Below are 23,134 nucleotides of genomic sequence, written 5' to 3' on the forward strand. Positions count from 1 at the left end.
GGACGGCGGGGTCCCCGGCCCCCGCGATCGCTCACGGATCTCTGGCCAGCAACTGTGCCAGCCGTTCGTAGGAACGGTCCCAGCCCCACTCTTCCGCCACCCAGGCCCGTCCCTTCTCTCCCATCGCCCGCGCGGCTTCCGGGTTGGTCAACAGGGCTATCAGCCGCTCGGCCACGGCATCCGGGCTTCGACCGTCGATGACGTGCCCCGTCTCCCCGTCGCGGACGGTATCGGGTGCACCTCCCGAATCGCCGACCAGTACGGGGAGTCCGGCGGCCGCCGCCTCCAGGAAGACGATTCCCAACCCCTCGACCTCGAGTCCGCGCCGCCGGGTGCGGCACGGCATCGCGAAGACATCGGCCGCGACGTAGAACGCCGGGAGGGTCCAGTGCGGCTGGGCGCCCGCGAAGACCACGCCCTCGTCCAGGGCCTCAGCGGTGACGAGCCTGCGCAGTCGCGGTTCATAGGGGCCGCCGCCGACGAGCAGCACCACCGCGTCGGGCACCCGGCGACGAATCTGCGTCAGCGCGCGGATCAATGTGTCCTGACCCTTCCGCGGCACGAGCCGGGCCGCGCACAGGATCACCCGCCGGCCGGCGAGGCCGTAGCGCTCGCGCACGGCACGCCCGTCGAGCCCGGGGCGGAATGCTTCGGAATCGACTCCGGGGACGAGTCGCGCCATGCGGCCCGCGGCGGCGGGCCCGATTGCGGCCGCTATCGGTACCCGGGTGCTCGCACCGAGGTACGTCACCGCATCCGTCGCCGCACCGATCCTACGGAGCAGCGAACGAGCCCCAGGGGTGCGTGCCCACCAGACCTCGTGGCCGTGTGTGGTGGCCACGATCCTGGCCACTCCCGTTTCCCGCCGCAGTCGCGCGGCCATCAGTCCGAGCGGCGCCGCGGCCCCGAACCACACGCTGTCACATGCGTATCGGCGGGCGAGAGCAGCGGCACGGGACGTGATGCGGGGCGTGGGGAGCAGCATCGGTGCCGGATCGCGGATCACCGGGAAGGGCAATGCGGCGTCATGGGCCGGCGCCCCGGGTTCGGACGACGTGTAGACGACCACCGCATCATGCGGGAAGCGGGTGGCCATGGCATGGACGAAGGTTTCGATACCGCCTTGGCGAGGCGGGAAGTCGTTGGTGACGATCAGCGTGCGGCTCATGGAGCCGTCTCCTCTCCAGGTTCGGGGTCGGCTCGCTTCCGGCCCGCCCCGTCCGCGATCTGTGCAGGGCCGCTCAAAGGTCGTTCGCCGCAGCGACGTTCACGGTCGTCGGTCCGACACTGGTGCGGATGGGCAACTGCGCCGGGTCGGGAGTGCCGGGGTGGGGCGGCCCACGTTGCGGAGTCCACCAGGGGCCGGGACGGCGAGCAGTGACCGGCCGGCGTGCGTGATCCGGCCGTGGCATGCGCCAGGCGCGGCCATGCCCAGAGCACCAGGGGATAGACGAGGTACCCGAAGCGGGTGGCCGGCATCAGTGCCATGGCGAGCGCGAGCCCCATCGCCAGGCGATCGGCCGCCGCCGACACCGTCCGCGGCGGCCGGATCAGCAGCGACGCGGCGACGCCGAGGGCCGCCACCGCGAGCAGCACCATCGCGACGAGCGTCCCGCCGGGGACGTAGGCGGCCAGGAGTCGCCCGGGCAGCGGGCTTTCGGCAGGTGATGCCGTCGTCCCCAACCCCAGTGGGAACGCCAGGACGTTCTCGGCGAAGCCACGGGGGTCGATCAGCAGGAAGGGGAGCACCGCTGTCGCTACCGCGAGCATGGCGGTGGCGCCACAGGTCAGGGCCTGACGTCGGCCATAGCGGGTGGCCACGAGGGCAAGGGCGACCGGCACGGCAGGCCAGGCCGTCCACTTCAGCGCTGCCGCGATGCCCAGCAGGAGCCCCGCGCGCACCGGCTTTCCGCGGCCGGCCGTGGCCAGTCCCCAACACATCAGGCCGATGACCGGGAGGTCGATGCCGCCGACGACCAGCGGCAGGGCCACCAGAGGGCAGACCGCCAGCCACAGCGCGGCAGACACGCTGTCTCGGCGGGATGCACCGCGAGGCCCCGTCCGGCGATCGGGGGCGGCCCGAGCGCTGCGGACGAGCATGTTCACCGCGCCGGCCGTCGACAAGAAGAACGTTCCGGCCATCCACCATCGGGCGTCCGTCAACGGCCCGTCACCGAACAGCGCGTGCGGCAGGCCGAAGACCGCCATGCCCGGCAGGTACGGGTTGTAGTCGGCGACGGTGGCAGGCGCGGGTATGTAGGGACTGCCGGAATGCAGCAGCAGGTCGCCCGAGCGCTGGACGACCGCCACTTCGAGCTGTGCGCTGCCGGCCAGTACGAGAAGGAGAAGCGGCAGGCCCACCGTCCCCACCACGGCAAACGCCAGGGGCAGTCGAGTGCTGATCGTGGGGGCGCGCGGCGTGCCCCACCGTCTCGCGCGGAGCGCCGTGACCACCGCGGCGCAGCCGTAACCGGCCGCCGCGATGAGACCCCACGTGCGGTGCGGCGGAAGGCTGGTGAGCAATCCGAGGCCGAGCGCGGCGACCGCGCACGCGCTCCATCCCCATACCTCGTGGTTCCTGTGTCCGCGGTTCCCACCGTCCGAACGCCACGGTGCGCGCACAGCCCGCAGCGACGCACGACACGACGCCAAGTCCCTTTTCCGAAAAGCAAGTTGACTCTTCATGACGCTCCCGTCCTCGCCTTGATCACGAGGCTATGGACGGTCGGATCACGGGGCGTCAAACGAGCAACCTAACTTCGGCGTCAACCCGTGGCATGACATGCCGATCGTGGATCAACCCGTGCTGCGATGCGGCCGCCACCGCGAGCCGAAAAAATAGCGGCATGAGCACTTCTCTCCGGCAGCGGCTGCGCACCTGGGTCGCGTCGCCGTTCTATCCCTGGACCTCCGGCGGGGCGCTCACGGCGTTCGCGGCCGTGGAGCTGCTGGTCGTGCCGCGGCACTCACTGGTGATCGCGCTCGGCGTGCTGCTGTCCGCGGCAGCGCTGGCGTGGCGGCGTTCCCATCCGGCCACCGCTGCGCTCTCGGCCGCAGCGGCCCTGGTCAGTTTCGCCGCCGGGACAGACCTCTATATCGCGGCGACCGTCAGCGGCCTCATGGCGTGCTACACCCTCGGCCGCCACCGCGTGGCGCATCCGGCGCTGCTCGTCGGCGGCGGCTCGGTGCTCTCCCTCGCGGTGAACGTCTGGCACATCGTCTCCTGGCACCCGAGGTCGTACTCCCTCGATCTGCTCGCCGAGTGGTTCGTGCTGACCGTCGCGATCCTGGCGGCTGTCTCGATGGGTGACGCGGTACGCGCGCGCGAGGAGACGCAGCGGGAGCGGGCGGCAGCGCAGGCCCGGGTCCTCGCGATGGAGCGGCGGCAGGCCGCCGAGGCCGAACGGGCGGCGATCGCCCGCGAGTTGCACGACGTCGTCTCGCACTCGGTCTCGGTGATCGCGGTGCAGGCGGAGAGCGCCACCTACACCACGCCGGACCTGTCGCCGCAGGCTCGCGAGGGCTTCCAGCAGATCGCCGCGTCCGCCCGCGCGTCGATGACCGAACTGCGCCGGCTGCTGGGTGTGCTGCGGACGGACCCTCAGGACCGCACCGGTACGGCACCGCAGCCGACGCTGGAAGCGCTGGGTGATCTGATAGCGCAGCACCGGTCGGTGGGCGGCGAGGTGGAACTGCGGATCAGCGGAGACCGGGTCGAATTGCCGACGTCCTGTGAGCTGTCCGCGTATCGCATCGTGCAGGAGGGGCTGACCAATGTGCGCCGGCATGCCCCGGGGGCACAGGCGGTGGTGGAGATCGACTACCGGCCGGACCGGCTGGCGGTGCGGATCGCGGACGACGGGCCGGGCCAGCCGGGCGTCGTCCACTCCGGTCATGGCCTGGCCGGTATGCAGGAGCGGGCGGCGCTGCTCGGCGGGAAGCTCACCGCCAGCCCCGGCCCGGACGGCGGCTTTCTCGTGGAGGCGGAACTCCCGTGGTGATCAGAGCAATCGTGGCCGACGACCAGGCCATCGTCCGCACCGGGTTCGTCAATCTCCTGGGCACCCAGGACGACATCGAGGTGGTGGGCGAGGCCGAGGACGGTGTCCAGGCGGTCCGGATCGCCGCCGAGCAGCGTCCGGACCTCGCGCTGCTCGACATCCGGATGCCGCACAAGAACGGTATCGAGGCCGCCCGCGAGATCACCCGGGCGTCCGGTGGTGCCACCAAGGCGCTGATGCTGACGACGTTCGGGCTCGACGAGTATGTGTACGACGCGCTGGCGGCCGGGGCGAGCGGGTTCCTGCTGAAGGACACCACGTTTCCCGAACTGCTGCATGCCGTAAGGGTCGTGGCGGAGGGCAATGCGCTGCTGGCTCCCGAGCTGACCAAGCGGTTGATCGCGGAGTTCGTCAAGCAGCGGTCGGCACCTGTTCCCGTACGCACGGTGGAGGAGCTGACCGGCCGTGAGGTGGAGGTGCTCGTCCACATCGCCCAGGGACTGTCCAACGCGGAGATCGCCACCCGGCTGACGATCACCGATCACACCGTCAAGACCCACATCAACCGACTCTTCACAAAGATGGGCCTCCGTGACCGCGCTCAGGCGGTGATCCTCGCCTACGAACTGGGGCTGGTCGTCCCGCAAGGCCGACGCCCCGCCCCTCCCTCACGCGCCTAGGGCCTGTCGTCACCTTCCCGTCGTCGCGCGGGGCGGACGGGAAAGTGACGACAGACCTCGATGGCGCCCGATCCTTCAGGAGCGATCCATGGCACAGCGGCGCAACGCGGCACGGCTAGTCCGCGGCGGCCTTCAGCACCACCACGTCCTCGGCGGCGAACGAGATCCCCACCCGGTCTCCCGTCTCCGGTGCCTCATGGAGTGGGCACGCCGCGTCCATCTGCGGCCCGCCCGACGGTTGGAGCAACAGCGCGACATGCGTGCCGCGGAACGTCCGGGCCTCGACCGTGCAGGGCAGGCCGTCCGCAGCCGAGGTCAGCCGGACGCCGGCCGGGCGCACGAGCAGCCGGCAGGGGCCGTCCGGAGTGCCGGCCGGCACCGGCACCTTGCCCCACGGGGTGGCGGCGGCCTCGCCCTGCACGGTCGCCTCGACCACGTTGTCGAAGCCGAGGAAGCGGGCGACGAACGCAGTGGCGGGCCGCTGCCAGACCTCCAGCGGGGTGCCGCTCTGCGCGATCCGACCGTCCCGCATCACCACGACCCGGTCGGCGAGTGCGAACGCCTCCCCCTGGTCATGGGTGACGGCGAGCACCGTCGTCCCCAACTCGCGGAAGAGCCTCCGCAGTTCGACGACGAGGCGCTCGCGCAGCCCTCGGTCCAGTTGCCCGAGCGGCTCGTCCAGCATCAGCAGGCGTGGGCTCGGGGCGAGTGCGCGGGCCAGCGCGACCCGCTGCTGCTCGCCGCCGGACAGCGAGGCCACGGCCCTGCGCTGGGCACCCGGCAGCCCGACGAGGTCCAAAAGTTCGGTGACGGTGCGCTCCTGGTCGGCGCGGGGGGTTCGCCGCATCCGCAGCCCGAAGGCGACATTGCCCGCGACATCACGCTGCGGGAAGAGCTGGTGGTCCTGGAACATCAAACCGACGCCGCGCCGATGGGTGGGGATCGCCGCCTGATCGCGCCCTTCCAGCAGGACCGTGCCCTCGTCGGCGTGCTGCAGCCCGGCCACCACCCGGAGCAGGGTGGACTTGCCGCTGCCGCTGGGGCCCAGGACGCAGACGATCTCGTGCGCGGCGACGCCGAGGTCGACCGCGTCGAGGGCGGGGGCCGTGCCGGGCATGCCGAAGCGGACGGTGACGCCGTCCAGTCGCAGCATGTGCGGTGCCGCGGTCGGGGCCTGTGCCGTCATCTAGAACTCCCCGGAGTGGTCGATGGGAAGGCGCTCCAGGGCCAGCAGGGCGGCCGCGCACACCACCATCAAGATGGTCGAAAGGGCCATTGCCTGGCCGTAGTTGAACTCCCCCGCGCGGCTGAGCAGCCGTGTCACGGCCACCGGCAGGGTGGGCTGGTCCGGCCGTGCGATGAAGACGGTCGCGCCGAACTCGCCGAGCGACACGGCGAACGCGAAGCCCGCCGCGATGAGCAGCGCCCGCCGCACCATCGGCAGGTCCACCTCGCGCCAGACCTGCCAGGGCGAGGCGCCGAGGACGGCCGCCGCCTCCCGCAGTCGACTGTCGACCGCACGCAGCACGGGCAGCATCGTGCGGACCACGAACGGCACGCCCACCAGGGCCTGGGCGAGCGGCACCAGCCACCACGAGGACCGCAGATCCAGCGGCGGCTTGTCGAGGCTGATCAGAAACCCGAAGCCGACGGTCACGGCCGACACGCCGAGGGGCAGCATCAGCAGCCCGTCGAAACCGCGCAGGAGCCGGGTGATCACCGGTGTCCGTCCGGACGGCCCGGGCTCCGGCCTGGAGCGGGTCAGCGCGGCCGCCGCCAGACCGCCGACCAGCAGCGCGATCCCGGTGGCCGCGGCACCGTAGGCGAGGGAGTTCCAGAGGGCGTCGAGGGGGGCGACGGCGAAGGTGCTGTCGGCGGACGCCGCGGACCGCAGCGTCTCGTAGAAGGCCAGGCCGTAGCCGTCGGGCCCGGCGAAGGACCGCTCGACGAGCACGGCCAGCGGCAGGACGAGCAGCACGGCGATGACCGCGAGCGTGCCCCACAACAGCGCCCACTGGCCGGGGCCGTGCGGCCGGCGGGCGGTCAGGGAGGCGTCGACGAGCCGCAGGGTGGATTCGCGGCGCCGTACCGTCCAGGCGTGCAGCGCCAACAGCCCCAGTACGGCGGCGAACTGGATCACGGTCAGTACGGCTGCGGTGGGCAGATCCAGGAAGTCGGCGGTCTGCCGGTAGATCTCCACCTCCAGGGTGGAGAAGGTGGGACCGCCCAGGATCTGCACGACACCGAAGGAGGTGAAGGTGAAGAGGAACACCATCAGCGCCGCGGCGGCCACGGCCGGTCCCAGCGCGGGCAGCGTCACCTTCCGCCAGGCGGCGAACCGTCCGGCTCCCAGGACCCGGGCCGCCTCTTCCTGCCGCGGGTCGAGCTGGGCCCACAGCCCGCCGACGGTCCGCACGACGACGGCGTAGTTGAAGAAGACGTGCGCCAACAGGATCGCCCACACCGAGGTGTCCAGCCGCACGCCCCACAGCTCGTCGAGCAGGCCGCCCCGGCCGACCAGCGCAAGGAAGGCGGCGCCGACGACGACGGTCGGCAGCACGAACGGCACCGCCACCGCCGCCCGCAGCAGTTGTTTGCCGGGGAAGTCGAAGCGCGCGAAGACGTAGGCGCCGGGCAGGGCGACCAGCAGCGTCAACGCGGTCGAGGCGGCGGCCTGCCACAGGGTGAACCACAGCACGTGGAGGATGTCCGGGTCGCTGAGGACGGTCCCGAACCTGCCGAGCTGCCACTGTCCGCCGTCCTTCACCCCCCGTCCGACGATCTCGACGACGGGGTAGGCGAAGAACAGGCCGAAGAAGACGAGCGGCAGGGCCATCAGGCCGAGCCGCGCCGCCGTTCCGCGCGCGGGCCCCCTTCGGTGGGTGGGGGCTACTTCAGAACGAGCGAGGACCACTGCTTGATCCACTGGTCACGGTTCTTGTTGATCGTCTCCGGTGCGAGCGTCGCCGGCTTGTCGATGTTCGCGCCGTAGCGGGTGAACAGCTCCGGCACCTTGGCGTCCTTGCGTGCCGGGTTGACGAACATCTGCAGTGGCATGTCCTCCTGGAACTTCTTCGACAGGAGGAAGTCGAGCAGCGCCTTGCCGCCCTTCTCGTTCTTGGCGCCCTTGAGCAGACCGCCGAATTCGATCTGCCGGAAGCAGGTGCCGGTCGCGACGCCGGTCGGGGCCTCCTTGGGTGCCGGCGTCTTGCCCATCACCTCGGCGGGCGGGCTGGAGGCATAGGAGACCACCAGTGGCTTGTCACCCTTGCCCTTGCCGGCCGCGGAGCCCGAGAAGCGCTCGTTGTACGCCTGCTCCCAGCTGTTGACGACCTCGACACCGTTGGCCTTGAGCTTCTTCCAGTAGTCCGACCAGCTTCCCCCACTCTCGGCTTCGCTCGAGCGGGAGGTGCCCCCACCGCCGTGGGTGGCGATGGTGCCGAGCTGGAAGGCGAGCCCCGGAGAGGAGGTGGCGGAGTTCTCCGTGACGAGCAGCCCCTTGTACTGCGGCTTGAGCAGGTCGTCGAAGCTCTGCGGCGGCGTGAGCTTGTGCGCGGTGAAGTAGGCGCGGTCGTAGTTGACGCAGATGTCGCCGTAGTCGAGGGGCGTGACCCGGTGGGCGTCCTTGTCGAGCTGGAGGTCGGCGGGGACGCTGTCGAGACCCTGGGCCTTGTAGGGGGTGAAGAGGCCGGCGTTCAGACCGCGCGAGAGCAGCGCGTTGTCGATCCCGAAGAAGACGTCGCCCTGCGGATTGTCCTTGGACAGGATCGCCTTGTTGACGGCCTCGCCGGCGTCGCCGCCCTTGATCATCTTGACCTTGTAGCCGCTCTCCTTCTCGAAGGCGGCCAGGACGGACTTGGAGGCGTTGAACGAGTCATGGCTGACGAGCGTGACGGTCTTGGCGTCCGCGCTGCCGCTGTTTCCCGAGCTGCCGCACCCGGCGAGTGCGGTCATGCCGGCCGCGGCGGCGAGCGCTGCCGCGGTGATCCTGCTGGTGGTGCTCACTGATTTCCTCCTGGCTGGCCAGGAAGAGACGCGGCCCCGCCCGGTGCCCGCTGCGTTCTGCGTCGGTGACGTTCGGCAACGGACGGTGGGCGGGGCGCAACAGCATGAGTGACGACCGAACTTCCTACCCGGAATGACCCGGGCGAGGTTCAAGGGTCTGCGGGCGCCGTAGGGCTACGACGTCTCCGCACTCTCAGCGCTGTGGCGCTCCCCTGTCGGAATGTGCGTGTGTTCGACGACACCGTACCAGCGGGTGGCTCAGCGCTCCGAGGCCGCGAGCTGCCCGCAGGCGCCGTCGATCTCCTGGCCGCGGGTGTCCCGGACGGTCACCGGCACGCCGTGTGCCTCGATGGCCCGCACGAACGCCAGCTCGTCCTCGGGCCGCGAGGCGGTCCACTTCGAGCCCGGCGTCGGATTGAGCGGAATGAGGTTGACGTGGACCCGCTTGCCCTTGAGCAGCCGCCCCAGCAGGTCACCGCGCCACGCATGGTCGTTGATGTCGCGGATCAGGGCGTACTCGATCGAGACCCGGCGGCCGGACTTCTCGGCGTACTCCCACGCCGCGTCCAGCACCTCGCGGACCTTCCAGCGGGTGTTGACCGGTACGAGGGTGTCCCGCAGCTCGTCGTCGGGCGCGTGCAGCGACACCGCGAGGCGGCACTTGAAGCCCTCGTCGGCGAACCGCAGCATCGCCGGGACCAGCCCGACGGTGGAGACGGTGATGCCGCGCTGGGAGAGGCCCAGGCCGTCCGGCTCGGGGTCGGTCAGCCGCCGGATGGCGCCGACCACCCGCTTGTAGTTGGCGAGCGGCTCCCCCATGCCCATGAAGACGATGTTGGACAGCCGCGCCGGACCGCCGGGGACCTCGCCGTCGCGCAGCGCCCGCATCCCGTCGACGATCTGGTGCACGATCTCGGCGGTGGAGAGGTTCCGGTCCAGACCGGCCTGTCCGGTGGCGCAGAACGGGCAGTTCATGCCGCAGCCGGCCTGCGAGGAGATGCACATGGTGACCCGGTCCGGGTACCGCATCAGGACGGACTCGACGAGGGTGCCGTCGTGCAGCCGCCACAGGGTCTTGCGGGTGGTGTCGTCGTCGCACGAGATGTGCCGCACCACCGACATCAGGTCCGGCAGCAGCTCCGCCGCCAGCTTCTCGCGGGCCGCCGCGGGGATGTCGGTCCACTCCGCCGGGTCGTGCGCGTAGCGGGCGAAGTAGTGCTGCGACAGCTGCTTGGCGCGGAACGGCTTCTCACCGATCGCGGCCACCGCCTCCCGGCGCTCGGCCGGACTGAGGTCGGCGAGGTGACGAGGGGGCTTCTTGGCGCCGCGGGGGGCGACAAACGTCAGTTCTCCCGGGGCCGGGCGTGCCATGGGCGGAAACTCCTCTGTGCAACGAGGCCGGGCGGCTTCCGCCGACGCGGAACCAGGGTCCGGACGGGGCCGGAACCAGGAGACCTCACGGATCACCCCCGCGGTCGCGGGGACGGAAAGGGCGCGCCGCGAACGAGCGACGCGCCCCTCAAGGGTAACCGGCGGCGCTCAGCCCGATCCCACGAAGATCACGAACAGCAGCCAGACCACCGGGGCGGTGGGCAGCAGGGAGTCCAGCCGGTCCATGATGCCGCCGTGACCGGGCAGCAGGGTGCCCATGTCCTTGATGCCCAGATCCCGCTTGATCATGGATTCGCCGAGGTCGCCGAGAGTGGCGCTGACCGCGACGGCGACGCCGAGCAGCAGCCCCTGCCACCAGGCGCCGTCCTTGATCAGGAACTGCATGCACAGCGCGCCGGCCACCATCGCGAAGAGGACCGCGCCGACGAGCCCCTCACGGGTCTTGCCGGGGCTGATCCGCGGCGCGAGCTTCTTCCTCCCGAAGCGCCAGCCGATCGCGTAGGCCCCGGTGTCGCTGACGACCGTCAGCAGCAGGAACGTCAGCACCCGCTGCGGCCCGTCGTCCGCGGCGGCCAGCATCAAGGCGACGAACGTCGCCAGGAACGGGACGTAGAACGCCGAGAAGACCGCGGCTGTGACATCCCGGAGGTAGTTCTGGGGCGCCTCGGTCATCCGCCAGACGAGGACGGCGAGCGCGGTGAGCGCCATGGCCACCCATGCGCCCTCGGCGCCGCGCACATATCCGGCGATCACCATGGCGGTGCCGCCGATCGCGAGCGGGACCAACGGCACCCGGATGTCCTTGCGCTCCGCCAGCCGCGAGGTCAGTTCCCACAGGCCCACGACGACAGCGATCGCTATGACGCCGATGAACACCGGCTTGTAGACGAAGAGCGACGCAAGGATGACGGCGCCGAGTCCGACGCCGACCCCTATGGCGGCGCGCAGATTGCGCCCCGCGCTCTTCTTCTGCGGTTTCACTGGGTCACTGTCGGACCCGGGGAGCGAGGTGGGCATGGGCTCCTGCGGCCTGTCGTCGCGGAACAGGGGGCCGCTCAGGCGAGCAGCCCCCCGGTGCTCCGGGTTGTCCCGGTCATCCCGGATGTCCCGATGGTCATCCTGGTGTCCGCCCGGCTCGGGCACGATGGGCATGGGCCGAGTCTGCGCCGCGCCGCCCCCGTCGTGCACGGGACCCGCCGGGACGGGAGGCGCCGCCCCACGCAGCGAGGCGGCCGATCCGTGGTCGGGCGGTCCCCACTGGCCGGCGCCGGGCGGGGTCCCCCAGGATGACTCGTTCATCAGACCTCTAGGAGCTCGGATTCCTTGTGCTTGAGGAGCTCGTCCACCTGCGCGACGTACTTCGCGGTGACGTCGTCGAGCTCCTTCTCGGCGCGGCGCACCTCGTCCTCGCCGCTCTCCTTGTCCTTGACCAGCTTGTCGAGCGACTCCTTGGCCTTGCGCCGCACGCTGCGGATCGAGATCTTGGAGTCCTCGGCCTTGTTCTTGGCGACCTTGATGAACTCGCGACGGCGCTCCTCGGTGAGCTCCGGGAACGTCACACGGATGATGTTGCCGTCGTTGCTCGGGTTGACGCCGAGGTCCGAGTCACGGATCGCCTGCTCGATGTTGCGCAGCGCGCTCTTGTCGAACGGGGTCACCACGGCCATCCGCGGCTCCGGCACCGAGAACGACGCCAGCTGGTTGATGGGCGTCATGGCACCGTAGTAGTCCGCCACGATCTTGTTGAACATCGCCGGGTGCGCACGCCCGGTGCGGATCGCGGCGAAGTCCTCCTTGGCGACCACGACGGCCTTCTCCATCTTCTCCTCGGCCTCGAGGAGGATCTCTTCGATCACCACTTGCTCCTGGTCTTTTCGGTAAGAAGCAGAGCCTCGCCCCTGCCGCGCGTCTTCTCCTGCACGGTGTCCGACCGGCAGGCGGTTGTCCATCCCCGTACCGAGGTCTTCCCACGACCGGGGGTTGCCGCCCGTACGGGCCGACGCCCGCACGGAATCACGGCAGTTGAGGCCGTCAGGCCCGGGTGTTCTGATCGCTGACGAGCGTGCCGATCTTCTCACCCTTCACCGCACGCGCGATGTTCCCCTCGGCGAGCAGCTCGAACACGAGGATCGGGAGCTTGTTGTCCCGGCACAGCGTGATGGCCGTGGCGTCGGCGACCTTCAGGTCGCGCGTGATGACCTCGCCGTATTCGAGGGCGTCGAACTTGACCGCGTCCGGGTTCTGCTTGGGGTCGGAGTCGTAGACCCCGTCCACACCGTTCTTGCCCATCAGCATCGCCTCGGCGTCGATCTCCAGGGCGCGCTGGGCGGCGGTGGTGTCGGTGGAGAAGTACGGCATGCCCATACCGGCGCCGAAGATGACGACCCGGCCCTTCTCCAGGTGGCGCACCGCGCGCAGCGGGATGTACGGCTCCGCGACCTGGCCCATGGTGATCGCCGTCTGAACGCGGGAGTCGATGCCCTCCTTCTCCAGGAAGTCCTGGAGGGCCAGGCAGTTCATGACCGTACCGAGCATGCCCATGTAGTCGGAACGGGCCCGGTCCATACCGCGCTGCTGCAGTTCGGCGCCGCGGAAGAAGTTGCCGCCGCCGATCACGATGGCGATCTCATAGCCGTCACGAACCACCGCGGCGATCTCGCGGGCGATGGCGTGCACGACATCGGGGTCGACACCCAGTCCGCCGCCACCGGCGAAGGCTTCGCCCGACAGCTTCAGAAGGAAGCGGCGCCTGCCGCCGTTCCCGGCTTTGTGTGTGTCCGCGCCGTCGGCACCGTGATTCATTGAGCTCTCCTCGTGCACATACGAAGAAGGCCATTGCCGTGGGTCTGGTCAGATCCCTGTCCGGCAATGGCCTCCTCGTCACATCTGCGGCCGACCGATGAGCGGCCGACTGCGTACGACCCTAGCGGGGCCGTAGGTCATTCGCTGCCGTCGCGGCAGGCTCAGATGCCGACCTTGATGCGCGAGAAGCGCTTCAGGGTGACACCGGCCTCCTGGAGGACCTTCTCGACGGACTTCTTGTTGTCGAGCGCGTACGGCTGACCGAGCAGCGTCGCGTCCTTGAAGAAGCCGTTGAGGCGACCCTCGACGATCTTCGGCAGGGCGGCCTCGGGCTTGCCCTCGGCGCGGGTGGTCTCCTCGGCGACGCGACGCTCGGCCTCGACGACCTCGGCCGGGACGTCCTCCTTGGAGAGGTACTTCGGGGCGAAGGCGGCGATGTGCTGCGCAATGCCCTTGGCGACCTCGGCGTTCTCCTTGTCGAGCTCGACAAGGACACCGATCTGCGGCGGCAGGTCGGGCATGGTGCGGTGCATGTACACCGCCACGTAACCGCCGGTGAACTGCGCGAAGCGGTCCAGGACGATCTTCTCGCCGAGGTTGGCGTTGGCCTCGTCGACGAACGCCTGGACGGTCTTGCCGGCCTCGATCTCGGAGGCGAGCAGAGCCTCGATGTCGGCCGGGTTGGTCTTGGCGACGTGCGCGGCCAGGGCGTTGGCGACGGACTGGAACTTCTCGCCCTTGGCGACGAAGTCCGTCTCGCACTTCAGCTCGAGGATGATGCCGGAGGTGTTGTCGTCGGCGATCAGGGAGACCACAGCGCCGTTCTCGGCGGAGCGGCCCTCGCGCTTGGCGACGCCCTTCTGACCCTTGACGCGCAGGACCTCGACGGCCTTGTCGACGTTGCCCTCGGCCTCTTCCAGGGCCTTCTTGCAGTCCATCATGCCGGCGCCGGTGAGCTCGCGGAGCTTCTTGACGTCAGCGGCGGTGTAGTTCGCCATGGTCTGTGAATCTCTTCTCGGAATCGCGGAAGTCGAAAGATCTACGGGTGGACGGCGGGGGAGGCGCTTGTGGCGCCCTCCCCCGCCGTCATCAACCGGTCTTGAGGTCAGCCCTGCTCGGCCGGCTTCTCGGCCTCGGCGGCCGGGGCCTCGGCCTTGGGGGCCTCGTCGTCGGACTTCTTGTCGCCCTCGAGCAGGTCGCGCTCCCACTCGGCGAGCGGCTCGCCGGCCTTCTCGCCCGGCTTCTGGTCGCCGGTGGCGGCGCCGGAGCGGGCGATCAGGCCCTCGGCGACGGCGTCGGCGATCACGCGGGTGAGCAGGGTGACGGAGCGGATCGCGTCGTCGTTACCCGGGATCTTGTAGTCGACCTCGTCCGGGTCGCAGTTGGTGTCGAGGATCGCGACAACCGGGATGTTGAGCTTGCGCGCCTCGCCGACGGCGATGTGCTCCTTCTTGGTGTCCACGATCCAGACGGCGCTGGGCACCTTCTGCATCTCGCGGATACCACCGAGGGTCTTCTCCAGCTTGGCCTTCTCGCGGGAGAGGACCAGGAGCTCCTTCTTGGTGAGGCCGGAGGCGGCCACGTCCTCGAAGTCGATCTGCTCGAGCTCCTTGAGGCGCTGCAGACGCTTGTAGACGGTCGAGAAGTTGGTCAGCATGCCGCCGAGCCAGCGCTGGTTCACGTAGGGCATGCCCACGCGGGTCGCCTGCTCGGCAATGGCCTCCTGGGCCTGCTTCTTCGTACCGACGAACATCACCGAGCCGCCGTGGGCGACGGTCTCCTTGACGAACTCGTAGGCGCGGTCGATGTACGACAGCGACTGGAGCAGGTCGATGATGTAGATGCCGTTGCGCTCGGTGAAGATGAAGCGCTTCATCTTCGGGTTCCAGCGGCGGGTCTGGTGCCCGAAGTGGACGCCGCTCTCCAGCAGCTCCCGCATCGTGACGACGGCCATGGCCGTACTCCTTGTTTTCTCGGTTCCACCACGACCGGTCGGTCGCAGTGCCTGACGCCCCGACGCGCCTGCCAGGGAGGAACCGGGTGGAACCTTCCGAGGACCGAGAGCGCGGCCGACGTGCTGCCCGAATGGGACTGCTGCACTGGTGGCGGGGCGTGCGAAGTCGACCCGGTGACCCGGATCGCCATCAGAAGTGTACGGGACGGGCGATGCACCGGGCGACACGCACCATTTCGCGCCCTGCAGGGGTGACGCCGTTATCCACAATCGGCCCGTCGTCCACAGCTTTTGACCAAGATCCGCGCGCCGGTCCCGCATCCGCCATGGTCAACACATGCGACGACTCACCGGCCCCGCAAGGCGGCGCCCCCTCACCACACGCCCACCCTCCCGACGACAGATCGTGCTCCGCCCACGACGCTCCGCCCACAAGCCCGACCAGCACACCCGCCAGAAGCCACCCCCTGACCAACGCCCCCGCCAGCCCCACGTGCCCCATCCCCGTCAACCGCCCTCGCACCCGCACCCGCACCCACGGGACCGCCAGGGCCCACCGCCCACGGGCCGAGCGTCGGCACCATCACCGGACCCGCCTGCGGAAGTCCCGTCTCCTGGGCCGACGGCCGCCGGACGGGGGCCTGAGCAGGAGCAGGAGATGGCACCAGGATCGGAAACGGGATTCGAAACAGGAACGGGAAGAGGACCAGGGCCAGGACCAGCGTCGGCGTCGGCGTCGGCGTCGGCGTCGGCGTCGGCGTCGGCGTCGGCGTCGGCGTCGGCGTCGGATCAGGCGACGGCGAAACGGGCACCGTCCGTGGCTCGTGACGGCAGCGCCGCCGCCGGACGGCGCTGGCTTCCTGCCCTCGCCATGTGCGCCCTGCATGTCGTGGTCGTACCCGCGGTGGGGGCGGGCACGATCGAAGTGACAACGGGGGTGGCCGAGGCTGCGGCGCCGTATGCCGAAGCGGCGCTGGGCCCCGGACCAACGGCTCCGACGCCAGAGCGTTCCTGGCCCGTCGACGGTCCTGCCGGCACACGACCCGCGGTGCTACGCAGCTGGGAACCTCCCCCAACCCCATGGGCGGCGGGGCACAGAGGCGTAGACCTGGCCGCATCCGACGGCGCAGTCGTCAGGGCCGCCACGCCCGGACAGATCGCATTCGTCGACACGGTCGCCGGCCGCGGTGTCCTCACCATCGAGGTGTCCGGCTCGGGTCACCCTCCCCTGCACACCACGTACGAACCGGTCCGCGCCACCGCCAGCAAAGGCCAACGCGTCGCCGCAGGCCAGCCGGTCGGCATGCTGGAGGACGGCCCCTACCACTGCCGTGCTCCCTGCCTCCACTGGGGCCTGCGCCGCGGTACGGCCTACCTGGACCCTCTCTCGCTCATGCCTCCAACCGCGTTCCGCAACGGACCCTCACGACTGCTCCCCATCTTCGGTATCCCCTTACCGAGAGGCGTCCCGACAGTCGGACCATCCCGTCCGCATCGTGAGCGTCCTGCGCCAACGGCCCACGAAACGACGAACGTGTCGGCAGGAACCACGGGCGCGGCCCTACTCGGAGCGATCACGCTCGCGGGCGCTGCGCTGTGGGCCTTGGGGCGGCTCCGTCGCCCACCAGAGGGGAGCCGGCGAGCCCGACTTCGCAGCCCCAGCCGTTGGGCTGCGATCAGGCAAAGGCGGCGGAGGCGATGCGGCGCGAGGGCGGCGGTGAAGAGCGGCGCGTAAAGAAGGGTGGTGAAGAGCGGGGCGATGCCTATGCGAACGGTACGAACGTAGGGCCCGGTTTACCGTGCCCTACGGGCCCCGCCATGCGGTGCGCGATACGCGTTAGCAGACCATTTCGAGCTACTGGTTGCTGGCTGCCGGCTGACAGGGGTGGTGGAGGAGGAGCGGGGTGGGTGGGGAGGGGGCGGGGGGGGCGGGGCCCCTGGGGCAGAGAGGCCGCCCGCCCCCGGAGAAACACCCGCACCACAAGCCACCCCTAGGACCGACACGCACCCGGCCCAGCCCCCCAGGCCGCCCCTCAAGTCCGCGCCAGGCTTCAGCTGCGTCCCCTCTTCAGCCGCGCACCCCGTTGAGGACCATGGCCACCGCTGCCTCGGTGATCTCTTCCGGGTTCTCGGCGGCTCCGAGTTCGATACGACGGACCGCGGCGTCGACGACGCCCTGAAGCAGCATGGCGGCGAGGCGGGGTTGGGCGTGGCCGAGGGCGGCCAGCGCCTCGACGATCATGGCGATCAGTCCGCCGTGCGCGGCGCGGATCTTCTCCCGCGCCCCGGCGTCCAGTTCTCCGGCGGAGATGGCGACGACGGCGCGGTGCCGTCGGTCACCGACCAGTGCCAGTTGCCGGCGCACATACGCCTCGACCTTCGCCTCAGGCGTCTCGGCGCCCTCCATCGCCGCCTGGACTTCCGCGGCCCATACGGGGAAGTCGACTGCACACAGTTCTTCGACGACAGCCGCTCGGGAGCGGAAGTACTCGTATACGGAGGAGCGCGCGAGTCCCGTGCGCTCGGCGAGGGCAGGGAAGGTCAGCGCCTCCGTTCCGCCCTCGGACAACAAGGTGCGGGCGGCGTCCAAGAGGGCGCCGCGCTGCATCGTCCGGTGCTCGGCCACCGAGGCCGCTCGAATCCTGGGCACGTCACCACTCTACGGATGGCATCCTCGCCGTGGCACTCCGCATCGCGACACAGATCGGTGCCAGTGCGGCCGTCGACTCCTCATCGGCCTGTCACCCGCGGGGCGATCAAGGATGCAAAGGGCGGCAAGCAGCACCTCGTTCCCCTCCCCCGCTGGTCGCATGGGCTGCCCCACCCACCACTCCAGGCCCGATCCGTCCGATGGGCCCGAGAATCGCCGTGCCCCAGCAGTAGTCCGGTCGCCCCTAGTCCGGTAGTCCGTTCGTCCCCCTAGCCCGGTCGCCCGGAAGCCACCCCGCACAGCACCCGCACGTAGCCCCCTCGCAGCCGTCGCCGGCTTCGGCTCGACGCTCGCGTCCCGGGCGCCCGGCCCTCAGCGTCCGACGTCCGCCAGCTTGGCGCGGAGCTGGAGGACGGACTTGGTGTGGATCTGACTGACCCTGCTCTCGGTGACGCCGAGGACGTTGCCGATCTCAGCGAGGGTGAGGCCCTCGTAGTAGTAGAGGGTGACCACGGTCTTCTCACGGTCGGGCAGGGTGTTGATGGCGCGCGCCAGCAGCCGTCTCAGTTCGCGGTCCTCGGCGATCTCGACGGGGTTCTCGGCGGCGGTGTCCTCCAGGGTGTCCATCAGGCTGAGGCGCTCACCGCCCTCGCCGCTGACGTGAAGCAGTTCTTCGAGCGCGACGACGTTCGCCAGGGACAGTTGACTGAAGACGCCGTGGAGTTCCTCCAGCGGGATGCCCATCTCGCCGGCGACCTCGGCCTCGGTCGGCGTGCGGCGCAGCTGCGCTTCGAGGGTCGCGTAGGCGCGCTCCACGGCACGGGCCTTCTGTCTCACCGATCGGGGAATCCAGTCCAGGGCACGCAGTTCGTCGATCATCGCGCCGCGGATGCGGGTGATGGCGTAGGTCTCGAACTTGATGGAGCGTTCGGGCTCGAACTTCTCGATGGCGTCGATCAGTCCGAAGACTCCGGAGGAGACGAAGTCGGCCTGCTCGACGTTGGGGGGCAGGCCGACGCTGACCCGGCCGGCGACGTATTTGACCAGCGGCGAGTAGTGCAGGATCAGCTGTTCCCGCAGGCGTCCGTCGCCTGATGCCTTGTAGGAGCGCCACAGCTCGTCGACCGAGGAGGGCGGGGCGGGGCGCACGCTGCCGCGCGCGGCGGGTGGTACTGCCGCGCGGTCAGACCCGGAGGTGTGCTGGGGCATTCGTCGCCTTGAGCCGTTCTGCCGAGACGGGGGTGGGTGGATGTATGAGGCTTGAACTGTCGTGAGCGTAGCGTGACCGCGGCGTCGCGGTGTGCGAGGAAGGCGGGTTGGGTGTGCGCAGATACGTTCCGCTGCCCGCACCTCAGGGTTACTTCGCGCGACACGGCGGCACCCGGAAGGAGTCCCGGGGGCGCGTCCGCCGGGGGCGCCCGCCTGGCGGGCGGTGCGGGCGGACGCGCCGGCCTGGCGTGCGGGAACCCGTGCGTACGTTGTGCCGTGCCGTCGCGCTCCAACGGGTCGGCCGCACGCGCCGAACCACGGCAAATCTGGATTCTGCGGTCATTCCCCTCACCCTTTCACCCGTTCGCGCCAGGTCAAGTACCGCCTCGCCGGGAACCTTCGGTCGAGTTGACGCGACGGGCCAACTCCCAGCGTTCACCGCACCTTTGAACGAATCCGAAGGACTGCAGCTCGAAGAGCTTGCCCCGGGTGAGGTCGCGGGGCGTGCCCGACTCCCGCGCGACGTGTTCGGTATCGGCACCGCCGCGGGCGGGCAGCGCTTCGAGCACGCGGCGGGCGACCGGGTCCAGCAGATCGTGCGCGAGGGTCGGGCCGCGGCGCTCGGGGGCGAGGTCTCCGATGCTGCCGACGAGCTCGATGACCTCGTCGGCGTCGGTGACCACCGCCGCCTCGCCGCGCAGGAGTTGATGCACCCCGGCGGACAGTCCGCTGGTGACCGGACCCGGCATGCCCATCGTGAAGCGTCCGAGGGCCAGGGCGCGCCGTGCGGTGACCAGTGAGCCGCTGCGGAGTTCGGCCTCCACGACGACCGTGCCGCGGGTGAGGGCGGCGATGACGCGGTTGCGCTGGATGAAGCGGCTCCGGGTGGGGTGGTCGCCGGGCGGCAACTCGGCCACGAGCAGGCCCTGTTCGGCGATCCGGTCGATCAACTCGGTGTGTCCGCGCGGATAAGGGTGGTCCACGCCGGAGGCGAGCACGGCGACGGTCGCCCCGTCCGCGGCGAGCGCGCCGCGGTGGGCGGCGCCGTCGATCCCGTACGCGGCCCCGGAGACGATGGTCCAGCCGCGGTCGGCGAGTCCGGCGCCGAGGCTGGTGGCGAGGTGGGCGCCGTATTCGGTACAGGCGCGTGCTCCGACCACGGCGACCGAGCGCAGCGCCCAGATCCGCAGGTTGGCGGTGCCGCGGACCCAGAGGCCGATGGGGCGGGCGTCTCCGAGGTCGTCCAGTTGGCCGGGCCACTCGTCGTCGCCGGGGCAGATGAAGCGTCCGCCGAGCGCGGCGACGGCGGCGAGGTCGGCTGCGGGGCGGGCTCGCGCGGCGCGCAGCCGGAGGCCCACGATCTTGGTGAGGCTGGCGCCGAGGGGCGGGGGCACGTCATCCTGGGAGAGAGCGTGCCAGAGGGCCACCGGGCCCATCTCGCGCAGCCAGCGGCCGGCGGTTTCGTCACCGGGTTCGAGGATGCGGGTGAGGGCGGCGCGGGCCGCTCGCTGTGGTTCGTAGGATTCGTGCGCGGTGGGTGCCGGGCGGTGTGCGCGGGGCTTTCGGGGTGTGGTGGGCCTTGCCGTCGGGCGCTCGATGGGCGTGGTCGTGGCGCGGTCGGCGTCTGCGCGTGCACGGCGTGTGGGGCAGGGTCCGCCGGTCTCCGCCCCCGTTCCCGGTCCTGTCCCCGTCGCTGGCTGAGGCTTGGGTACCGGTTGCGGGTCGGTTACCGGTTTCGGCTCCTCCTCACCTGTGACGAAGCCCCATTCGTCGATGGTGTTCATCGTTCACCTCGGCCGTCCGGGGCGGGGGCGAGGGCGATCCGCGGGCGGGAGTCCGGCGTCTTTCGCAGCCTCTCCCCCGGTGCTGTCACCGGTGACGTTCCTGCGCCGGCCGTGCCCGTTTCCGAGCCCCTGCTCCCGGTGTCCGGTTCCTCTCCCGCCTCAGCGGTATGAGCCGGTGCGGTCCGTGCTTTCTCCCGTGCGGCGGCTCTCGCTCGGTCGCTGGGTCGTGTCGCCGCCCCCGGGCCCCCTCCGGCCCCGGCCCTTGCGCCGTCGTGCGCTCGTGTCCCCACTGCCGTTCCCCCCGTCGCCCTTCCTGTCGTCGACTGTCCCGTCGTCACCGCGCCGCGTCGTACCCCCGTGCGGAGTTCCAGCGCCCAGTTGACGTCCTCCTTCGTCGGGCGGTCGCGGCCGGCGAGGTCGGCGGCGGTCCAGGCGACGCGCAGAACGCGGTCGAGGCCACGGGCGGTCAGGAGGCCGCATTCCAGGTCGCGTTCGGCTTGGGCGAGGGCGCCGGGGTGGACCGGCCAGCGGGTGCGCAGTTCGTGGCCCGGTACCTCGCTGTTGGTCTGCCAGGGCGTGCCGGCGAAGCGGGCCGTGGCGCGCTCGCGGGCGGCGCGGATGCGTTCGGCGACGGCGGCGGTGGATTCGGCGGCGCGGCCGAGTGCGATGAGTTCGGACCGGGCGACCGGTTCCACGGAGATCCGTAGGTCGACCCGGTCCATCAGCGGCCCGGAGAGTCGGGCGCGGTAGCGGCGGATCGAGGAGGGCCGGCACTCGCAGCCGCCGGCGGTGGTGCCGTGACGTCCGCACGGACAGGGATTGGCCGCGAGGGCGAGCAGGAAGCGTGCGGGCATCCGCATCATGCCGCCGGCGCGGGCCACGACGATGTGGCCGGATTCGAGCGGTTGGCGGAGTGCGTCCAGGACGCGTGGGCTGCATTCGGCGGCCTCGTCGAGGAACAGCACGCCGTGGTGGGCGAGCGAGACGGCCCCTGGGCGGGGCAGGCCGGTCCCGCCGCCGACGAGGGAGGCCATGGTCGCGGAGTGGTGCGGGGCGCAGTAGGGCGGGCGGTGGACCAGTGGCTGGCCCGGCGGGAGGGTGCCGGCGACCGAGTGGACGGCGGTGACCTCCAGGGATTCCTTGGGGGTCAGGGGCGGCAGCAGTCCGGGGAGGCGTTCGGCGAGCATGGTCTTGCCTGCGCCCGGTGGGCCTTTCAGAAAGATGTGGTGGCGTCCGGCGGCGGCCACCTCCAGGGCGCGTCGGGCGTCGTGCTGGCCCGCGACGTCGGAGAGGTCGGGGAGGTGGTCGCCGTGCGGCAGTCCCGCGGTGACGCCGGTGCCGGGCATGACGAGGCCGGCCAGGAGCGGGTCGGGGCGGCCTTCGTCGAGGGGGTTTTCCTCGTCGGGGACCGGTTCGTCGGCGAGGACGGCGATGAGTTGCCGCAGGCTGCGGATGCCGAGGACGGAGACGCCGGGGACGAGTGAGGCTTCGGCGACGGTCTGTTCGGGCACGACGACCTGGCGGTATCCGGCGTCGGCGGCGGCGAGGACGGCGGGCAGCACGCCGCGGACGGGGCGGACGCGGCCGTCGAGGCCGAGTTCGCCGATCATCATCAGGTCGGTGAGCTCGCGGGGGTCGAGGCGTTCGGCGGCGCCGAGGACGGCGCAGGCCACGGCGAGGTCGAAGCCGCTGCCGCTCTTGGGGACGGATGCGGGGCTGAGGCCGATGGTGAGCTTCTTCTGCGGCCATTCGGCGCCGGAATTGACGACGGCTGCCCGGACTCGATCCCGGGATTCGACCAGGCTCTTGTCAGGCAGTCCGACGAGGGTGAAGGCGGCCACGCCGGGCTCCAGGTCGGCCTGGACCTCGACGACGACTCCTTCGACGCCCACGAGGGCGACGGAGCAGGTGCGGGCGAATCCCATCACGCCACCCCTCGTACGTGTTCGACCACGGGGGCGCCGCGGGCGGGCAGCAGGATGCCGATGACGTCGATGCGTACGCCGCCGGGTGGTGGGCCGCCGTGCCGTTCCAGCCAGCGTTCGGCCAGTAGGCGCAGCCGGGTGGCCTTCTCGGGGCGGACGGCTGCCATGGGGTGTTCGTACCAGCCGGCGCGGCGGGTCTTGACCTCGCAGATGACCAGGGCGTCACCATCGACGGCGACGATGTCGATCTCTCCGTGGCGGCAGCGCCAGTTGCGGGCGAGGATCCGCATGCCGGCTTCGGTGAGCCGCCGGACGGCCAGATCCTCGCCGTAGCGGCCGAGGGCGCTGCGGGACGTGGTCGGTGGGGCCGGCCGCGTGGGCTGTGCCGGGCGCGCGGTCTGCGGTGCGGACACCGTCTGCGCCGTGTCCGTCGTTCGTGGCGTCGCGGGCTGCTTCCCGGTCGCCGTCGAGGGCCTCTCCCCGGCTGTCGGGGGCCGTTCCCGGGCCGTCGTCGGGGACCGGTCTTCCGGGTGCCTTCGCCGCTTGCGATGCCGCGCGCCGGGGCCCGGGCCCGGGGTCCCGGACGTGCGGCACGCGGCCCCTGGCCCGTGGGGATCGGCGCCTGATCCGCGCGTCCCCGCCCTGGTCCCGCCGGTCCCGGCCGCCGTCCCGCCACCGCGGTCGCGGTGGTGGGCTGCCGGATCGGCGTTCCCCGGTGTGTGCGGTGCGGTG

18 protein-coding genes and 1 pseudogene are annotated in these 23,134 nt (G+C 70.9%); 3 read left to right on the forward strand and 16 right to left on the reverse strand.

The features are described from left to right. Window positions 1-31: 31 nt before the first annotated feature. Both MOV08_RS13335 and MOV08_RS13340 read right to left on the reverse strand, forming a co-directional pair. Window positions 32-1,168 (reverse strand): glycosyltransferase family 4 protein, encoded by a 1,137-nt coding sequence (locus MOV08_RS13335; protein WP_275307602.1) that lies wholly within the window; start codon window positions 1,166-1,168, stop codon window positions 32-34. Then, complete coding sequence (locus tag MOV08_RS13340; protein ID WP_239010044.1) at window positions 1,165-2,361, reverse strand: glycosyltransferase 87 family protein; 1,197 nt, start codon at window positions 2,359-2,361, stop codon at window positions 1,165-1,167. The genes MOV08_RS13335 and MOV08_RS13340 overlap by 4 nt, the downstream gene beginning before the upstream one ends. Window positions 2,362-2,846: 485 nt before the next feature. Between MOV08_RS13340 and MOV08_RS13345 the strand changes: the two genes are divergently transcribed. Beyond that, window positions 2,847-4,001, forward strand: a complete 1,155-nt coding sequence (locus tag MOV08_RS13345; RefSeq protein ID WP_275307603.1) for a sensor histidine kinase — start codon at window positions 2,847-2,849, stop codon at window positions 3,999-4,001. After that, complete coding sequence (locus MOV08_RS13350) at window positions 3,995-4,681, forward strand: response regulator (RefSeq protein WP_275307604.1); 687 nt, start codon at window positions 3,995-3,997, stop codon at window positions 4,679-4,681. Before MOV08_RS13345 ends, MOV08_RS13350 begins: the two co-directional genes overlap by 7 nt. A gap of 115 nt (window positions 4,682-4,796) precedes the next feature. Here the strand turns inward: MOV08_RS13350 and MOV08_RS13355 are convergent, their stop codons facing one another. From MOV08_RS13355 to rpsB, 9 genes are all read right to left on the reverse strand, one after another. Continuing rightward, a complete protein-coding gene (locus tag MOV08_RS13355; RefSeq protein WP_275307605.1) occupies window positions 4,797-5,867 on the reverse strand; it encodes an ABC transporter ATP-binding protein in 1,071 nt (356 codons plus the stop codon). Continuing rightward, on the reverse strand, window positions 5,868-7,517 hold the full coding sequence (locus tag MOV08_RS13360; protein ID WP_275307606.1) for an ABC transporter permease: 1,650 nt from the start codon (window positions 7,515-7,517) through the stop codon (window positions 5,868-5,870). A gap of 53 nt (window positions 7,518-7,570) precedes the next feature. Continuing rightward, window positions 7,571-8,686 (reverse strand): thiamine ABC transporter substrate-binding protein, encoded by a 1,116-nt coding sequence (locus MOV08_RS13365; protein WP_275307607.1) that lies wholly within the window; start codon window positions 8,684-8,686, stop codon window positions 7,571-7,573. 258 nt (window positions 8,687-8,944) lie between these two features. Next, window positions 8,945-10,057 carry a dual-specificity RNA methyltransferase RlmN gene (gene rlmN, locus MOV08_RS13370; RefSeq protein ID WP_067346601.1) on the reverse strand — a complete coding sequence of 371 codons (1,113 nt, stop codon included), beginning with the start codon at window positions 10,055-10,057 and terminating at the stop codon, window positions 8,945-8,947. Window positions 10,058-10,225: 168 nt separating this feature from the next. Beyond that, entirely contained in the window at window positions 10,226-11,377 is a 1,152-nt protein-coding gene (locus MOV08_RS13375; protein WP_039632370.1) for a phosphatidate cytidylyltransferase, read from the reverse strand. Beyond that, complete coding sequence (gene frr / locus MOV08_RS13380; protein ID WP_016572240.1) at window positions 11,377-11,934, reverse strand: ribosome recycling factor; 558 nt, start codon at window positions 11,932-11,934, stop codon at window positions 11,377-11,379. Before frr ends, MOV08_RS13375 begins: the two co-directional genes overlap by 1 nt. Before the next feature lie 175 nt (window positions 11,935-12,109). Beyond that, window positions 12,110-12,880 (reverse strand): UMP kinase, encoded by a 771-nt coding sequence (pyrH, locus tag MOV08_RS13385; RefSeq protein WP_039632372.1) that lies wholly within the window; start codon window positions 12,878-12,880, stop codon window positions 12,110-12,112. 161 nt (window positions 12,881-13,041) lie between these two features. After that, the gene (gene tsf, locus MOV08_RS13390; protein ID WP_039632374.1) at window positions 13,042-13,878 is read right to left on the reverse strand and encodes a translation elongation factor Ts; all 837 of its coding nucleotides are present in this window, start codon (window positions 13,876-13,878) and stop codon (window positions 13,042-13,044) included. Window positions 13,879-13,985: 107 nt separating this feature from the next. Then, a complete protein-coding gene (rpsB, locus tag MOV08_RS13395; protein WP_039632376.1) occupies window positions 13,986-14,834 on the reverse strand; it encodes a 30S ribosomal protein S2 in 849 nt (282 codons plus the stop codon). An 871-nt stretch (window positions 14,835-15,705) separates the two neighbouring features. On the opposite strand from rpsB, the gene MOV08_RS13400 reads away from it, so the two are divergent. After that, window positions 15,706-16,569, forward strand: a complete 864-nt coding sequence (locus MOV08_RS13400; RefSeq protein ID WP_338057392.1) for a murein hydrolase activator EnvC family protein — start codon at window positions 15,706-15,708, stop codon at window positions 16,567-16,569. Window positions 16,570-16,902: 333 nt separating this feature from the next. Here the strand turns inward: MOV08_RS13400 and MOV08_RS13405 are convergent, their stop codons facing one another. The 5 genes and pseudogenes from MOV08_RS13405 to MOV08_RS13425 all read right to left on the reverse strand — a co-directional run bounded on the left by MOV08_RS13405 (window position 16,903) and on the right by MOV08_RS13425 (window position 22,815). Beyond that, window positions 16,903-17,442, reverse strand: coding sequence for a TetR/AcrR family transcriptional regulator (locus tag MOV08_RS13405; protein ID WP_275311772.1), 540 nt, complete (start codon window positions 17,440-17,442; stop codon window positions 16,903-16,905). A gap of 414 nt (window positions 17,443-17,856) precedes the next feature. Beyond that, window positions 17,857-18,693: an RNA polymerase sigma factor WhiG gene (whiG, locus tag MOV08_RS13410; RefSeq protein WP_039632377.1), complete on the reverse strand. Its 837-nt coding sequence runs from the start codon at window positions 18,691-18,693 to the stop codon at window positions 17,857-17,859. A 374-nt stretch (window positions 18,694-19,067) separates the two neighbouring features. Continuing rightward, window positions 19,068-20,477, reverse strand: coding sequence for a DNA-processing protein DprA (dprA, locus tag MOV08_RS13415; protein ID WP_275307608.1), 1,410 nt, complete (start codon window positions 20,475-20,477; stop codon window positions 19,068-19,070). A gap of 331 nt (window positions 20,478-20,808) precedes the next feature. Next, window positions 20,809-22,402: pseudogene (locus MOV08_RS13420) on the reverse strand (YifB family Mg chelatase-like AAA ATPase); the annotation flags it as partial. After that, window positions 22,402-22,815 (reverse strand): YraN family protein, encoded by a 414-nt coding sequence (locus MOV08_RS13425; protein ID WP_275307609.1) that lies wholly within the window; start codon window positions 22,813-22,815, stop codon window positions 22,402-22,404. The pseudogene MOV08_RS13420 and the gene MOV08_RS13425, both read right to left, overlap by 1 nt. Window positions 22,816-23,134 lie beyond the last annotated feature (319 nt).

This window comes from Streptomyces yunnanensis (genome assembly GCF_029011865.1).
Lineage (GTDB): Bacteria > Actinomycetota > Actinomycetes > Streptomycetales > Streptomycetaceae > Streptomyces > Streptomyces yunnanensis.

What these genes read in the sequence shown, in the direction of transcription:
- MOV08_RS13335 (WP_275307602.1), bottom strand. Translation starts at nt 1,168, where the DNA reads ATGAGCCGCACGCTGATCGTCACCAACGACTTCCCGCCTCGCCAAGGC.
- MOV08_RS13345 (WP_275307603.1), top strand. Translation starts at nt 2,847, where the DNA reads ATGAGCACTTCTCTCCGGCAGCGGCTGCGCACCTGGGTCGCGTCGCCG.
- MOV08_RS13355 (WP_275307605.1), bottom strand. Translation starts at nt 5,867, where the DNA reads ATGACGGCACAGGCCCCGACCGCGGCACCGCACATGCTGCGACTGGAC.
- MOV08_RS13360 (WP_275307606.1), bottom strand. Translation starts at nt 7,517, where the DNA reads ATGGCCCTGCCGCTCGTCTTCTTCGGCCTGTTCTTCGCCTACCCCGTC.
- rlmN (WP_067346601.1), bottom strand. Translation starts at nt 10,057, where the DNA reads ATGGCACGCCCGGCCCCGGGAGAACTGACGTTTGTCGCCCCCCGCGGC.
- MOV08_RS13375 (WP_039632370.1), bottom strand. Translation starts at nt 11,377, where the DNA reads ATGAACGAGTCATCCTGGGGGACCCCGCCCGGCGCCGGCCAGTGGGGA.
- pyrH (WP_039632372.1), bottom strand. Translation starts at nt 12,880, where the DNA reads ATGAATCACGGTGCCGACGGCGCGGACACACACAAAGCCGGGAACGGC.
- tsf (WP_039632374.1), bottom strand. Translation starts at nt 13,878, where the DNA reads ATGGCGAACTACACCGCCGCTGACGTCAAGAAGCTCCGCGAGCTCACC.
- rpsB (WP_039632376.1), bottom strand. Translation starts at nt 14,834, where the DNA reads ATGGCCGTCGTCACGATGCGGGAGCTGCTGGAGAGCGGCGTCCACTTC.
- MOV08_RS13400 (WP_338057392.1), top strand. Translation starts at nt 15,706, where the DNA reads ATGTGCGCCCTGCATGTCGTGGTCGTACCCGCGGTGGGGGCGGGCACG.
- MOV08_RS13405 (WP_275311772.1), bottom strand. Translation starts at nt 17,442, where the DNA reads ATGCAGCGCGGCGCCCTCTTGGACGCCGCCCGCACCTTGTTGTCCGAG.
- whiG (WP_039632377.1), bottom strand. Translation starts at nt 18,693, where the DNA reads ATGCCCCAGCACACCTCCGGGTCTGACCGCGCGGCAGTACCACCCGCC.
- dprA (WP_275307608.1), bottom strand. Translation starts at nt 20,477, where the DNA reads ATGAACACCATCGACGAATGGGGCTTCGTCACAGGTGAGGAGGAGCCG.